11 protein-coding genes and 1 pseudogene are annotated in these 14155 nt (G+C 74.1%); 10 read left to right on the plus strand and 2 right to left on the minus strand.

All coding sequences use genetic code 11. The features are described 5' to 3' along the window. Positions 1-50: 50 nt before the first annotated feature. Positions 51-728: pseudogene (gene lexA / locus V1J52_RS00240) on the minus strand (transcriptional repressor LexA); the annotation flags it as partial. A gap of 614 nt (positions 729-1342) precedes the next feature. Here lexA and nrdR point away from each other — a divergent pair. From nrdR to V1J52_RS00275, 7 genes are all read left to right on the plus strand, one after another. Beyond that, positions 1343-1858, plus strand: a complete 516-nt coding sequence (nrdR, locus tag V1J52_RS00245) for a transcriptional regulator NrdR (protein WP_330137442.1) — start codon at positions 1343-1345, stop codon at positions 1856-1858. Positions 1859-1972: 114 nt separating this feature from the next. Beyond that, positions 1973-4867, plus strand: a complete 2895-nt coding sequence (locus tag V1J52_RS00250; RefSeq protein WP_330137443.1) for a vitamin B12-dependent ribonucleotide reductase — start codon at positions 1973-1975, stop codon at positions 4865-4867. 142 nt (positions 4868-5009) lie between these two features. Then, positions 5010-5618, plus strand: a complete 609-nt coding sequence (locus V1J52_RS00255; protein ID WP_330137444.1) for a YdbC family protein — start codon at positions 5010-5012, stop codon at positions 5616-5618. 92 nt (positions 5619-5710) lie between these two features. Beyond that, the gene (locus V1J52_RS00260; RefSeq protein ID WP_330137445.1) at positions 5711-6403 is read left to right on the plus strand and encodes a histidine phosphatase family protein; all 693 of its coding nucleotides are present in this window, start codon (positions 5711-5713) and stop codon (positions 6401-6403) included. A gap of 93 nt (positions 6404-6496) precedes the next feature. Next, positions 6497-7453 carry an ADP-ribosylglycohydrolase family protein gene (locus V1J52_RS00265; protein WP_330137446.1) on the plus strand — a complete coding sequence of 319 codons (957 nt, stop codon included), beginning with the start codon at positions 6497-6499 and terminating at the stop codon, positions 7451-7453. A gap of 9 nt (positions 7454-7462) precedes the next feature. Further along, the gene (gene rnhB / locus V1J52_RS00270) at positions 7463-8173 is read left to right on the plus strand and encodes a ribonuclease HII (RefSeq protein ID WP_330137447.1); all 711 of its coding nucleotides are present in this window, start codon (positions 7463-7465) and stop codon (positions 8171-8173) included. Positions 8174-8373: 200 nt separating this feature from the next. After that, positions 8374-8871, plus strand: a complete 498-nt coding sequence (locus tag V1J52_RS00275; protein ID WP_330137448.1) for a hypothetical protein — start codon at positions 8374-8376, stop codon at positions 8869-8871. A 68-nt stretch (positions 8872-8939) separates the two neighbouring features. On the opposite strand, the gene V1J52_RS00280 is transcribed toward V1J52_RS00275, so the two are convergent. Next, positions 8940-9485 (minus strand): hypothetical protein, encoded by a 546-nt coding sequence (locus V1J52_RS00280; protein ID WP_330137449.1) that lies wholly within the window; start codon positions 9483-9485, stop codon positions 8940-8942. A 268-nt stretch (positions 9486-9753) separates the two neighbouring features. On the opposite strand from V1J52_RS00280, the gene V1J52_RS00285 reads away from it, so the two are divergent. From V1J52_RS00285 to V1J52_RS00295, 3 genes are all read left to right on the plus strand, one after another. After that, positions 9754-11913 (plus strand): RecQ family ATP-dependent DNA helicase, encoded by a 2160-nt coding sequence (locus tag V1J52_RS00285; RefSeq protein ID WP_330137450.1) that lies wholly within the window; start codon positions 9754-9756, stop codon positions 11911-11913. 215 nt (positions 11914-12128) lie between these two features. Then, positions 12129-13301 carry a DUF4192 domain-containing protein gene (locus V1J52_RS00290; protein ID WP_330137451.1) on the plus strand — a complete coding sequence of 391 codons (1173 nt, stop codon included), beginning with the start codon at positions 12129-12131 and terminating at the stop codon, positions 13299-13301. A gap of 51 nt (positions 13302-13352) precedes the next feature. After that, positions 13353-14099, plus strand: a complete 747-nt coding sequence (locus V1J52_RS00295) for an NUDIX hydrolase (RefSeq protein ID WP_330137452.1) — start codon at positions 13353-13355, stop codon at positions 14097-14099. The last annotated feature ends 56 nt before the right edge of the window (positions 14100-14155 follow it).

Consider the following 14155-nt stretch of genomic DNA (forward strand, 5'->3'; position numbering starts at 1 on the left):
ACCGGCGCAGAGGTCCCCGGGGTTCACCGCGTCCGGGGCGGCGGTGCGTGTCAGACGCGGCGCATGACGGCGACGACCTTGCCCAGGATGGTGGCCTCGTCGCCGGGGATGGGCTGGTAGGCGGCGTTGTGGGGGAGGAGCCAGACGTGGCCGTCCTCGCGCTTGAACCGCTTGACGGTGGCCTCGCCGTCGAGCATGGCGGCGACGATGTCCCCGTTCTCCGCGACGGGCTGGCGGCGGACCGTGACCCAGTCCCCGTCGCAGATGGCCGCCTCGATCATCGAGTCGCCGACGACCTTGAGCACGAACAGTTCGCCGTCGCCGACGAGCTGGCGCGGCAGGGGGAAGACGTCCTCGACGGACTCCTCGGCCAGGATGGGGCCGCCGGCCGCGATCCGGCCGACGAGCGGCACGTAGGAGGCGGCGGGCTTGCCCGTGGTGTCGGTGGTCTGGGTGCTCGGGGTGTCGGAGCCCCGCACCTCGTAGGCGCGGGGCCGGTGCGGATCGCGCCGCAGGAAGCCCTTGCGTTCGAGTGCCATGAGCTGGTGTGCCACCGATGAGGTGCTGGACAGCCCGACGGCCTGGCCGATCTCGCGCATCGACGGGGGGTACCCGCGCCGCTGCACCGAGTCGCGGATGACCTCGATGACGCGGCGCTGCCGGTCGGTGAGGCCGGTGCTGTCGGCGCGGATTCCCGGTGGCCGCCCGGGCAGCGCGCGCCCTGGCCTGGGCGCGGACCGGTCTCCGGCGCCGACGAGCGGGGCCTCGGCCTCCTGGCCCGTCCGTGCCGGATCGATGTGTTCCTCGGTGACGTCCTGGGCAGTGAGCGTCGCGCTGTCTGCGGTGGTGGTCACGGTCGTCGGCACCCCTTTCGAACTGTTCTCCCTGTGGCACAACGGTAGTTGGTTTCGAAAGGTTGCGCCAAACACACGTTCGAGTGAAATATCGCCGATCGGCTGACGTGATCAGGGTCCTCCTTGTATACGCGACGGCCCGGTCGCTCCCGTTGTGCGGGTCCGGCTGCGGTACGCTCTCGCGGGCGTCCGGGGCCGGACCCGGGAGACCCCGGGCCGTGCACCGCGCCGGCCGGGTCCCGTGGCCCGGACGGCGCCGTCCGCCCCCGTCCGCGCCGTCCGGCCCGGTACTCCTGTGTCATGACGTCATCACGGAGCGACCACCACATCTAGTGGTCACCTGAGACACGGGCCCAACAGGTTGTGTCCCCCGGCGTTCGCGGCGAGGAGCATCGCCTATGCTGGTGGCCTGTTCCAGGGGCTCTCGCAGGGCCCGGCGGAGCTCTGTCGTCATGCCGCGCGCCGTGGGTCAAGGAAGGTGGATCGCCGTGCACTGCCCCTTCTGCAGACACCCCGACAGCCGGGTCGTGGACAGCAGGACGACCGACGACGGCGCCGCGATCCGCCGTCGCCGCCAGTGCCCGCACTGCTCCCGCCGCTTCACGACGCTGGAGAACGCGTCGCTGACGGTGATCAAGCGCAGCGGCGTCACCGAGCCGTTCAGCCGGGACAAGGTGATCGCCGGGGTCCGCAAGGCGTGCCAGGGCAGACCGGTCTCCGAGGACGCCCTCGCCCAGCTCGGCCAGCGGGTCGAGGAGGCGGTACGGGCGACCGGCAGCGCCGAGCTGTCCACCCACGACGTCGGGCTCGCCATACTCGGCCCGCTGCGGGAGCTCGACCTCGTCGCGTACCTGCGGTTCGCGTCCGTCTACCGGGCGTTCGACTCGCTGGAGGACTTCGAGGCGGCGATCGGGGAACTGCGTGAGGCGGCGCGGCCGTCCGGCCCCGGCGGCGGGGACGGCGACGGCGCGCCCGGTCCGGGAGCCCCGCCCGCCGCCTGCTGAGCGGCACCCACGAATGTGACCGGACCGCGCACCGCGGCCCGGCGGCAGACCGATACCGTGACCCGGGAAGAATCGGGGCACATCAGGGCGTTATGCCCTTACCAGGGAGGCGGAATGACAGAGACGACGAGCGGCCCGGCACGAGGCACCCGCGCCAAGGCCGGCAGGGCCGACCGCGCTGACAAGGGAGCCACGAAGGCCGGGAAGGGCCTGCGGGTCGAGCGCATCCACACCACCCCCGGGGTGCATCCCTACGACGAGGTGGTCTGGGAGCGCCGTGACGTCGTCATGACCAACTGGCGCGACGGCTCGGTGAACTTCGAACAGCGCGACGTGGAGTTCCCCGACTTCTGGTCGGTCAACGCGGTCAACATCGTCACCAGCAAGTACTTCCGCGGCGCGGTGGGCACACCGCAGCGCGAGACCAGCCTCAGGCAGCTCATCGACCGGGTGGTGAAGACCTACCGCGCCGCCGGTGAGGAGCACGGCTACTTCGCCTCCCCGGCCGACGCCGAGATCTTCGAGCACGAGCTGGCCTACGCCGTGCTGCACCAGGTCTTCTCCTTCAACTCCCCGGTGTGGTTCAACGTCGGCACCAAGCAGCCGCAGCAGGTCTCGGCCTGCTTCATCCTCTCGGTCGACGACTCCATGGAGTCGATCCTGGACTGGTACAAGGAAGAGGGGATGATCTTCAAGGGCGGTTCCGGTGCCGGCCTGAACCTCTCCCGCATCCGGTCCTCCAAGGAACTGCTCTCCTCCGGCGGCAACGCCTCGGGCCCGGTGTCCTTCATGCGCGGTGCCGACGCATCCGCCGGAACGATCAAGTCGGGCGGCGCCACCCGCCGGGCCGCCAAGATGGTCGTGCTGGACGTCGACCACCCCGACATCGAAGCCTTCATCGAGACCAAGGTGAAGGAGGAGGAGAAGATCCGCGCCCTGCGCGACGCGGGCTTCGACATGGACCTGGGCGGGGACGACATCACCTCCGTCCAGTACCAGAACGCGAACAACTCGGTCCGCGTGACCGACGCGTTCATGCGGGCCGTCGAGTCCGGCAGCTCCTTCGGGCTGCGCGGCCGGATGACCGGCGAGGTCATCGAGGAGGTCGACGCCCGGACGCTGTTCCACAAGATGGCCGAGGCCGCGCACGTCTGCGCCGACCCGGGCATCCAGTACGACGACACCATCAACCACTGGCACACGTCGCCGGAGTCGGGCCGCATCAGCGCCTCGAACCCGTGCAGCGAGTACATGCACCTGGACAACTCCTCGTGCAACCTCGCCTCGCTGAACCTGATGAAGTTCCTGCACGACGACGACGCGGGCAACCAGTCCTTCGACGCCGAGCGCTTCGCCCGCGTCGTGGAGCTGGTCAGCACGGCGATGGACATCTCCATCTGCTTCGCCGACTTCCCGACCGAGAAGATCGGGGAGACGACGCGGGCGTTCCGCCAGCTCGGCATCGGGTACGCCAACCTGGGCGCCCTGCTCATGGCCACCGGGCACGCCTACGACTCCGACGGCGGCCGCGCGCTCGCCGGTGCCATCACCTCCCTGATGACGGGCACCGCCTACCGCCGCTCGGCGGAGCTGGCCGCGATCGTCGGCCCCTACGAGGGCTACGCCCGCAACGCCGACGCCCACAACCGCGTCATGACGCAGCACGCCGACGCCAACGGCGCGGCCGCCCGCGTGGACGACCTGGACACCCCGGTGTGGGCCGCCGCCACGGAGGCGTGGCAGGACGTGCTGCGCCTCGGCCGGAAGAACGGTTTCCGCAACGCCCAGGCCAGCGTGCTCGCCCCCACCGGCACCATCGGTCTGATGATGGACTGCGACACCACCGGTGTGGAGCCCGACCTCGCCCTGGTGAAGTTCAAGAAGCTCGTCGGCGGCGGCTCCATGCAGATCGTCAACAACACCGTGCCCAAGGCGCTCAAGCGGATGGGCTACCAGCCCGAGCAGGTCGAGGCGATCGTCGCCCACATCGCCGACCACGGCAACGTCGTCGACGCCCCCGGCCTCAAGCCCGAGCACTACGGGGTCTTCGACTGCGCCATGGGCGAGCGGTCCATCTCCCCGATGGGCCACGTCCGGATGATGGCGGCCGCGCAGCCGTTCCTGTCCGGCGCGATCAGCAAGACGGTCAACATGCCGAGCAGCAGCACCGTCGAGGACGTCGAGGAGATCTACCTCCAGGGCTGGAAGCTGGGCACCAAGGCGCTGGCCGTCTACGTGGAGAACAGCAAGGTCGGCCAGCCGCTGTCGGCGAAGAAGAAGGACGCCGGTACGGCGGAGCAGGCCGAGGAGCGTCCCGCCGAGAAGGTCGTCGAGTACCGGCCGGTGCGCAAGCGGCTCCCCAAGGGCCGTCCCGGCATCACCACGTCCTTCACCGTGGGCGGTGCCGAGGGCTACATGACGGCCAACTCCTACCCGGACGACGGCCTGGGCGAGGTCTTCCTCAAGATGTCCAAGCAGGGGTCCACCCTGGCGGGCATGATGGACGCCTTCTCCATCGCCGTCTCCGTGGGCCTCCAGTACGGCGTTCCGCTGGAGACGTACGTCTCGAAGTTCACCAACATGCGCTTCGAGCCGGCCGGCATGACCGACGACCCGGACGTGCGGATGGCGCAGTCGATCGTCGACTACATCTTCCGCCGCCTCGCGCTGGACTTCCTGCCCTTCGAGACCCGCTCCGCCCTCGGCATCCACTCGGCCGCCGAGCGCCAGCGCCACCTGGAGACGGGCTCCTACGAGTCCGACGACGAGCTGGACGTGGAGAGCCTGGCCCAGTCGGCTCCCCGCCTGCCGGAGCCGCCCCGTCCGGAGGGCGGCCGGCAGGCCGCCACCCCGGCCGAACCGAAGGCGCACAACTCCACCGAACTGGCGGAGATGCAGCTCGGCCTGAGTGCCGACGCGCCGCTGTGCTTCTCCTGCGGCACGAAGATGCGCCGTGCGGGAAGCTGCTACCTGTGCGAGGGCTGCGGCTCCACCAGCGGCTGCAGCTGACCGCGCGCCCGCTGCCGTCCCGCAGCCGCGCCCCGGCCCCCGTCGGCCGGGGCGCGGCTGCGCGTCCGGCGCGGACCGGGCGGCGGCGGACGGGGGCGGACGCGGCGGGGCCCGGCGGGCGTCCTGCCCGTACGATGGCGCGGTGCTGGTCAAGTGGATGCGCTGCACCGTGGTCGATCGCCGGGGTTTCGAACGCGGGCAGCGGAAATGGGCGGGGCTGCTCGGCGAACCGGGCTTCCGGGGGCAGGGCGGCGGCTGGAGCCGGTCGCGGGAGGCCGTGGCCCACCTCTTCGGCTTCTGGGAGAGCCGGGCCTTCTACGACTCCTTCATGGCCCGCTCCCACGACCGGCTGCACGCCGCGCAGGTCGGCACCTACCGCGACATGCGCACGCGGCTGTTCGAGTACCGCTTCGACGTGAAGACCGGCTTCCGCCCCGAGTTCACGGACGCCGACCTGCTGCGCGTGGCGCACTGCCACGTGCGGGCCGAGCGCACGGACCACTACGTGCTGATGCAGGAGAAGGTGTGGAACCCGGCCATGGCGGGGTCGCCGGGCATGCTGCGCGGCGTCTTCGCCCAGGCGTCGGGGCAGGACGAGTTCCTGGTGCTGTCGATGTGGGACTCGGCGGCCGAACACGGCAAGTACCGCACCGAGCGCATCGAGCGGCTGTCCCTGAGGGCCCAGACCGGCGCCGACATCGCGGGCATCGACGGCGACGTCATCGACCTCCAGCCCTCCTGGACGGTCTGACCGCCGCGTCCGCACCCCCGGCGGCCGCGCCCGCGCACCGGGGCGGGAGCCTGATTTGCCGGGAAGGACGGTCCCGGACTTAGGGTTGTCGTATGGGACGACCCCGGCGCATAGTCCTCCTCCGGCACGGCGAGTCCGAGGGGAACAACGACGACTCGCTGTACGAGCGCGTCCCGGACCACGCCCTGCGGCTCACCCCCCGGGGGCGGCGGCAGGCCGCCGCGGCGGGCGAGGAGCTGCGCGCCGTCTTCGGCGAGGAGCGCGTCTCCGCCTACGTGTCGCCCTACCGGCGCACGCACGAGACCTTCGGGGAACTGCGCCTGGCCCCCTCGCGGGTCCGGGTGCGCGAGGAGCCCCGGCTGCGTGAGCAGGACTGGGGCAACTGGCAGGACCCGGACGAGGTGCGGCGGCAGAAGGCCGCCCGCAACGCCTACGGCCACTTCTTCTACCGGTTCTCGCAGGGCGAGTCCGGCGCGGACGTCTACGACCGGGTGGGCGCCTTCCTGGAGAGCCTGTGGCGCAGCTTCCGGGAGGACGACCATCCGCAGAACGTCCTGCTGGTGACCCACGGACTGACCATGCGCCTGTTCTGCATGCGCTGGATGCACTGGAGCGTGGCCGAGTTCGAGTCGCTGTCCAACCCCGGCAACGGGGAGACGCGGACCCTGCTGCTGGGCTCCGACGGCCGCTACCACCTGGACCGGCCCTTCGAACGGTGGTGCGTGCCCGAGTCGTACGAGATGCTGTGGGCCGGCGGTGCGGCCGGAGGCGACGGGCGCCGGTGACGCGGCCCGGCCGCGCACCGCGGCTCCCGGCGCGGGGGCCGCACCGTGCCGCACCGGCCGGACGGGCGCACTCCGGATAGAGTGCCGAGCACCATGACGCGTGATGCCGACCGCCTGAGCCGGGCCCTGGCGAGCCTGCGGGGGCTGTCCGTCGGGGACGCCCTCGGCGCACGGTTCGTCCTGCCCGGCCACCACCCGCTGCTGCGCCGCGGGGACGTGCCGCCCGGCCCGTGGCCGTGGACGGACGACACCGAGATGGCCGCCTCCGTCGTAGCCGTCCTGCACCGGCTGGGCGCCGCCGACCAGGACGCCCTCGCGGCGGCCTTCGCCGCCCACCACGACCCCGGCCGGAGCTACGGGCGCACCGTCGACGCGATGCTGCGGCGCATCCGGGAGGACGGCACGGACTGGCGCGAGCTGGCCCCGGCGCTCTTCGCCGGGCAGGGCTCCTGGGGCAACGGCGCGGCCATGCGGGTGGCGCCGCTGGGCGCCTGGTTCGCCGACAGCCCCGCGCGGGCCGCCGAGGAGGCCGAGCGCTCCGCCTACGTCACCCACCAGCACCGCGAGGCGGTGTGCGGCGCGATCGCGGTCGCCGCCGCGGCCGCGCTGCGGGCCGGTGCCGGGGCCGGGGACTGGGACACCGGTGCCGGAGCGCGGCTGCTGGCGCAGGTCACCGCGCTCGTGCCGCGCAGCGCCGTCGGGGCCGGTCTGCGGCGGGCGGGGGACCTGCTGGACTACGCGGACGTCGGCACCGTCGCCGCCGTGCTCGGGTGCGGGCGCCGCACCAGCGCACACGACACCGTGCCGTTCGCCCTGTGGGCGGTGGCCCGGCACGGCACCGGCTTCGCCGAGGCGTTCTGGGCGACGGCACGGGCCGGCGGGGACGTGGACACCACCTGCGCGATCGTCGGCGGCGTCCTCGCCGCGGCGCCCGGGGGCGCCCCGCCGCCCGCCTGGGTGCGCAGCACCGAGCCGCTGCCGGGCTGGGTGCCCGGCCCGGCCGCCGGGGCGGGGGGCACCCCGCACGAGGCGGCGCCGGGCGCCGAGTAGGCTGTCGGCGTGCCGTACGACCCACCCACCCACCGCGTCGAACGCTCGCTGCGGGCCACGACCTCCGCCCGCGTCATCGCGGGGATCGACGAAGTGGGACGCGGTGCGTGGGCCGGACCGGTGACGGTGTGCGCAGCCGTCACGGGCCTGCGCCGGCCCCCCGAGGGGCTCACCGACTCCAAACTGCTGACGCCCCGGCGGCGCACCGGGCTGGCCGAGGTGCTCCTCGGCTGGGTCACCGCCCACGGGCTGGGCCACGCGTGGCCCGGGGAGATCGACGAGCTGGGCATGACGGCCGCGCTGCGGCTGGCGGCCGTGCGGGCCATCGAGGCACTGCCGCAGCGCCCCGACGCGGTGATCCTGGACGGCGCGCACGACTACCTGGGCGCGCCGTGGCACGTCAGGACGGTCGTCAAGGGCGACCGCTCCTGCGTCAGCGTCGCCGCCGCCTCCGTGATCGCGAAGGTCCGGCGCGACGCCCTCATGGCGGAACTGGGCGAGCGCCACGCGGCGTTCGGCTTCGCCGACAACGCCGGGTACCCGGCCCCGGTGCACCGCGCGGCACTTGAGGACCTGGGACCCACACCGCACCACCGGCTGTCGTGGGCCTACCTCGACGCGCTGCCGCGCTGGCAGCACCTCAAGAAGACCCGCACTCCGCCCGCCGTCCCGCCGCCCGCCGGCGGGGAACGGGCCCTGGAACAGGCCCCGCTGTTCTGACCCCGCCCGGCGAACCCGCCGACGCGGCCACCGCCCGAGTTTGATAGACATCACCCATGCCGCACAGCTCCGAGGAGCCCCACATCCGACCCGCCGTTCCCGGCCCGCGTACGCCCGCGGCCGCTGCCCGCACCCCCCAGCCGTCCCGGACCACCGCAGGGCCCCGGCCCGGCCCGCGACCCGGCCCCCGTTCCGGCCCGGTGCGCGGTGACCGCGGCCGTCCCGGTCCCGGGTCCGTCCGCCCGGCCGCCGCCCGGAGCGCGGCCCCGGCCGCCGTGGCCGCCCCGGCGGCTCCCGCGCAGGACGCGCCGGCCGAGCGCATCCAGCTCGTGGCCGCCACCGACGACACCGCCGTGGCCACCGCCGACGACGCCGTCGACAGCCTGCTGGACGAGGGCCGCGCCCCCGGTGACGTGCTCGTACTGACCACCGGTGAGCCGCACCCCTGGGCCCAGCACGAACTGTCCTTCGGCGAGGACGCCTACTGGCGGCAGGAGTCGGAGGGGGAGGACGTCTTCTGCGCCACCGCCTCCGCGGCCTCCGCCGTCTCCCGGCTCACCGCCCGCGCCGTCGTCGTGCTCGCCGTCAACGGCGGCTCCGACACCGTGGTCGCCCAGGCGCTCCCCGCGGCGCTCGCCAAGGCCGCCGAGCGGCTCGTCGTGTGCGGCGACCCGCAGCGGCTGCGCGCCCTGCTGTAACGGTTGCCCGCCCCCGGTGGCGCGGTGCGCGCGGGCCGGGGTGCCGCCGCGCTCGCGGGCGGGGCGGTTCAGCCCCGCCCCGCTGGCGGCTGCCCGCCGCCGGGGGCACCGGCGGCCGGACGGCGTCCCCGGCGCTCGTCGCCGTGCACCCGCCAGCCCTCCGGCGTGAGGGAGACGTAGCCTCCGCAGCGCAGCCCGTGCAGGGTGCACGCGTCACGCAGGCCCCACATCCAGGCGCCGTCCTCCTCCGACCAGCGGTTCTCGCCCTCCCGGCAGTACAGGAGCACGGCGGTGCGGACGGGGCGCCGCAACCGCAGGTCGTGCGGGATGATCCGGCGCAGGACGGCCAGGAGCGCGTTGCGGTACTCCCAGCCGTCGGGCACGGCGGACCGGTGGCCGAACGACGCGCTGGCGGCGATCCGTTCGTCCGGTCCGAGCACGGCCACCACCGCGGTCGGCGGCGCCGGGCGGTGCAGGGCGTGCAGTGCGGTGACGACCGTGCGGGGATCGCGCAGCAGCGGTATCCCCGACGCCGCCCACTCGGCGGGCTCCACCGTGCGGGTCAGGCGGGCGGCGGTGTCGGTGATCGGGGCGGAAACGGGTACGGCGGTCATGGTTCCCCCTTCTTGTGCGCCCAGCGAGCGGTGGCGCGTCGGGCAGGGGCGCACGCCACGACAGGCACGGGTGGACGCTGCGGTCCGGGACGGGAGGATGTCCCATTGTCGCTGGTCACGCCCGTCACGGGCAACGGCGCTTTTCACCGTTGCGCCACCCGCCGCTCCCCGCCGCTCCCTGCCGCGTCCGGCTGTCGCCGTGGAGCCGCCGCCGACGGGCGCCGGGCCGATTGGCCGACTGTCCGCGCCATCGGGTTGCATGGGGGGCATGGACAACCAGGAGCTGCGTGCCGAAGCCGACGCCGTCCTCGCCGAGCTCGTCGCCGCCCCGGGGAGCCCGGCGCGGCTGCGGGAGGACCAGTGGCAGGCGGTCGCGGCCCTGGTGGAGGAGCGCAGGCGCGCCCTGGTGGTGCAGCGCACCGGCTGGGGCAAGTCGGCGGTGTACTTCGTCGCCACCGCTCTGCTGCGCCGGCGCGGCGCCGGGCCCACGGTGATCATCTCGCCGCTGCTGGCGCTGATGCGCAACCAGGTCGAGTCGGCGGCGCGGGCCGGCATCCGGGCGCGCACCATCAACTCGGCCAACCCGGAGGAGTGGGCCACCGTCTACGACGAGGTCGAGCGCGGCGAGACCGACATCCTCCTGGTGAGCCCGGAGCGTCTCAACTCCGTGGACTTCCGCGAGCAGGTGCTGCCCAAGCTGTCGTCCACGACCGGCCTGCTGGTGGTCGACGAAGCGCACTGCATCTCCGACTGGGGCCACGACTTCCGCCCCGACTACCGCCGGCTGCGGGCGATGCTCGCCCGGCTCGCCCCCGGCGTGCCGGTCCTCGCCACCACCGCGACGGCTAACGCCCGGGTGACCGCGGACGTGGCCGAGCAGCTGGGCACCGGCGCGGGCGAGGCCCTGGTGCTGCGCGGCTCCCTGGACCGCGAGAGCCTGCGCCTGGGCGTGGTCCGGCTGCCCGACGCGGCGCACCGGCTGGCCTGGCTCGCCGAGCACCTCGGTGAGCTCCAGGGCTCCGGGATCATCTACGCCCTCACCGTCGCCGCCGCCGAGGAGGCCACCGCCTTCCTGCGGCAGCGCGGCTTCGACGTGGCCTCCTACACGGGCCGCACGGAGAACGCCGACCGCCTGGAGGCCGAGACCGGCCTCCAGGAGAACCGGGTGAAGGCGCTGGTGGCCACGTCCGCGCTGGGCATGGGCTTCGACAAGCCGGACCTCGGATTCGTGATCCACCTCGGTTCACCGTCCTCCCCGATCGCCTACTACCAGCAGGTGGGCCGGGCCGGCCGGGGTGTCGAGCACGCCGACGTGCTGCTGCTGCCGGGCAAGGAGGACGAGGCCATCTGGCGCTACTTCGCCGACACCGCCTTCCCGCCCGAGGCCCAGGTCCGCCAGACCCTCACGGTCCTCGCGGACGCCGGGCGGCCGCTGTCCGTGCCGGCCCTGGAGGCGGCCGTGGACCTCCGGCGCACCCGCCTGGAGACCATGCTCAAGGTCCTCGACGTGGACGGGGCCGTCCAGCGGGTGAAGGGCGGCTGGACGTCCACCGGCGAGCCGTGGACCTACGACGCGGAGCGGTACGCCTGGGTCGCCCGGCAGCGCGCGGCCGAGCAGCAGGCCATGCGGGACTACGTGAGCACGAGCGCGTGCCGGATGGAGTTCCTGCGCCGCCAGCTCGACGACGAGGAGGCCGCTCCGTGCGGCCGCTGCGACAACTGCGCGGGCGCCTGGGCCGACCCCTCCGTGGCGTCGGAGACGGTGAACGGGGCGGTGCGGGAACTGGACCGCCCGGGGGTGGAGATCGAGCCGCGCCGGATGTGGCCGACGGGGATGCCCGCCCTGGGCGTCGACCTCAAGGGGCGCATCCCGGCCACGGAGCAGTGCTCCACCGGACGCGCCCTGGGCCGCCTCTCGGACATCGGCTGGGGCAACCGGCTGCGCCCGCTGCTGGCCGAGGACGCGCCCGACGGCCCGGTCCCCGACGACGTCCTGCGGGCGGCGGTCGCGGTCCTCGCCGACTGGGCGCGCTCCCCGGGCGGCTGGGCGACGGACGGCCCCGAAGCCGCCGACCGGCCGGTGGGGGTCGTCGCCGTGCCGTCCCTGAGCCGTCCGGAACTCGTCGGCTCCCTCGCCCAGGGCATCGCGGAGATCGGCCGCCTCCCCTTCCTGGGCTCCCTGGCGTACACCGGGCCCTCCGGCGCGCACGCGGCCCGCCGCAGCAACTCCGCCCAACGTCTCAGGGCGCTCTCCGGCGCATTCGCCGTCCCCGGGGAACTGGCCGGTGCGCTGGCCCGCTCTCCCGGCCCCGTCCTGCTCGTGGACGACCAGACCGACTCCGGCTGGACCCTCGCCGTCGCCGCCCGCCTGCTCCGCCGGGCAGGCAGCGCGCAGGTCCTTCCGATGGTCCTGGCGGCCGGGAGCTGACGCCTTCCGTTCCGCGCGCGGCCGTCTCCCCGGCTGCCCTCCCGCCACCGGCGTCCGGCAGCGGCGTTGGCCGCAGCCGTCATTCCACCCGGAGGCGGTGCGGGGGCGCCACCGCGGCCCTGTGGAAAAGACTTCGCTGATGCGTTGATCATATGGACGGCTCCGGCTGTGGAGGACGCCCGGCAGGATGACCGCCGATCCGTCATCGTCGTCACATGACACACAGTGACCGATACCTCGCGCTTCCGGGACCGCACCAGCCGCTCACCGGGAACCGCGTCACCCTCCGTGGGCCTGCCGAACTGGCCGACGCCCTGCCGTACCTCCTCGGGTACCACCCGGACGACTCGATCGTGGTCGTCGCCGTCCACGGCGAGAACGGCCGCTTCGGGGGACGCGTCCGCCTCGGCATCCCGTCCGTCGCCGAGGAGTGGCCCGGCACCGCGCGGGACGTCGCCGCGTGCCTGCTCGGCGACGGCGGAGCCCTCCGGGACCGCCCGCGCGGCGTGGTGCTCTACCTCTGCCAGGACCCGCACGGGACGGAGGAACCACAGGACGCGATGGAGCGGCTCCGCCCGCTCGCCCGGGAACTGCGCACCGCCTTCGGCGTGCGGGAGGTCCCCGTGTACGACGCGCTGTGCGTCAGCGCGGGCAGGTTCTGGTCCTACTGCTGCCCGGACCCGGCCTGCTGTCCGCCCGCGGGCACCGCCCTCGGGCCGCCGGGCACCTCCGCGATGGCGGCCGCTGCCGCCTACGCGGGGATCACGGTGCAGGGCACACTCAAGGAACTGACCGCACGCCTGGCTCCGCTCGGCCCGCCGCTGGCCGCCCGGCAGGAGCGGGCGCTGGACGCCGCCAGCACCGCCCTGGTGCCGCTGATGTGCCCGGCCCCGGACGGCGGCCGGGCCGAGGAGGTGCGCGCACGGACGCTGCTCCGGGCCGCCCGGCTGCTGGACCGCTTCCGCGCCGCCCCGCCGGAACAGGGCGGCGGCAACGGCCGCACGGACGCCCACGACGACGGCCTCGTCACCGAGGAGGAGGCCGCGGACCTCATCGTCGGGCTCCAGGACCGGCGAACCCGCGACCGGGCGGCCGAGTGGATGGAGGGTGACGACGCGGAACCGGCGCTGCGCATGTGGCGGGCCCTCAGCCGGCGCTGCCCCGGCGCCTACGCCGAGCACGCCGCCGCCCCGCTGACCCTCGCCGGATGGGTCGCCTGGTCGAGCGGTGACGAGGTGGGCGCCCGCGTCGCACTGGGGCAGGCGCTGGCGGCCGATCCCGAGTGCTTCTTCGCCCAGTTGCTGCACTCGGCCTGCAACAGCGGGCTGGACCCGGAGGCCCTGCGCACGTGCCTGCGCGAGCAGCGGGCCGCCCACACCGCCGGTTAGCGGACGCTGCGGGCTCCTGTTTATCGTCAAGGAGACGACTATGATCACGGCATGCCCTACGACCCGTCGGCCTACCCGCCCTTCGCCGTCACCGTCGATCTGGTCGTGCTCACCGTACGCCGGCACGCGCTCTGCGCCCTGGCCGTGCGTCGCGGCGAGCCGCCCTTCCAGGGACAGTGGGCGCTCCCCGGCGGGTTCGTCCGCGCGGACGAGGACCTCTCCGCCGCCGCGGCCCGCGAACTGGCCGAGGAGACCGGCCTGCGGGTGCAGGAACCAGTCGGCCACAGCGCCCACTTGGAACAACTGGCCACCTACGGTGCTCCGCAGCGCGACCCGAGGATGCGGGTGGTCAGCGTGGCGCACCTGGTGCTCGCGCCCGACCTGCCCGCGCCCGTCTCCGGCGGCGACGCGCACACGGCCCGCTGGGCCGAGGTGGAGCGGCTGCTGTCCACGGAGGCCGCCGGCCGGGGCGGGGAGAGCGGTTCCTCCCTGGCCTTCGACCACGACCGCATCCTGTCCGACGGCGTGGAGCGGGCCCGGTCGAAGATCGAGTACTCCTCGCTCGCCACCGCGTTCTGCCCGCCGGAGTTCACGGTGGGGGAGCTGCGCCGGGTGTACGAGGCCGTGTGGGGGGTGGCGCTGGACCCGCGCAACTTCCACCGGAAGGTGACCGGCACGCCGGGCTTCCTGGTGCCGACGGGCGGCACGACGACCCGTCAGGGCGGCCGTCCCGCCCAGTTGTTCCGGGCCGGCGGGGCCACCCTGCTCAACCCCCCGATGCTGCGTCCGGAGGTCTGAGGGAGGACAACCCGCCCGGGAACGCCCGCCGCCCGGAAAGTCCGACATGTCGCGTT

It is taken from the genome of Streptomyces solitudinis (genome assembly GCF_036323765.1).
Classification (GTDB): domain Bacteria; phylum Actinomycetota; class Actinomycetes; order Streptomycetales; family Streptomycetaceae; genus Streptomyces.

Bases quoted from the DNA above. Each gene is read 5' to 3' on its own strand.
- V1J52_RS00250 (WP_330137443.1), top strand. From the start codon at position 1,973: ATGACAGAGACGACGAGCGGCCCGGCACGAGGCACCCGCGCCAAGGCC.
- V1J52_RS00260 (WP_330137445.1), top strand. From the start codon at position 5,711: ATGGGACGACCCCGGCGCATAGTCCTCCTCCGGCACGGCGAGTCCGAG.
- V1J52_RS00265 (WP_330137446.1), top strand. From the start codon at position 6,497: ATGACGCGTGATGCCGACCGCCTGAGCCGGGCCCTGGCGAGCCTGCGG.
- V1J52_RS00280 (WP_330137449.1), bottom strand. From the start codon at position 9,485: ATGACCGCCGTACCCGTTTCCGCCCCGATCACCGACACCGCCGCCCGC.
- V1J52_RS00285 (WP_330137450.1), top strand. From the start codon at position 9,754: ATGGACAACCAGGAGCTGCGTGCCGAAGCCGACGCCGTCCTCGCCGAG.
- V1J52_RS00290 (WP_330137451.1), top strand. From the start codon at position 12,129: ATGACACACAGTGACCGATACCTCGCGCTTCCGGGACCGCACCAGCCG.
- V1J52_RS00295 (WP_330137452.1), top strand. From the start codon at position 13,353: ATGCCCTACGACCCGTCGGCCTACCCGCCCTTCGCCGTCACCGTCGAT.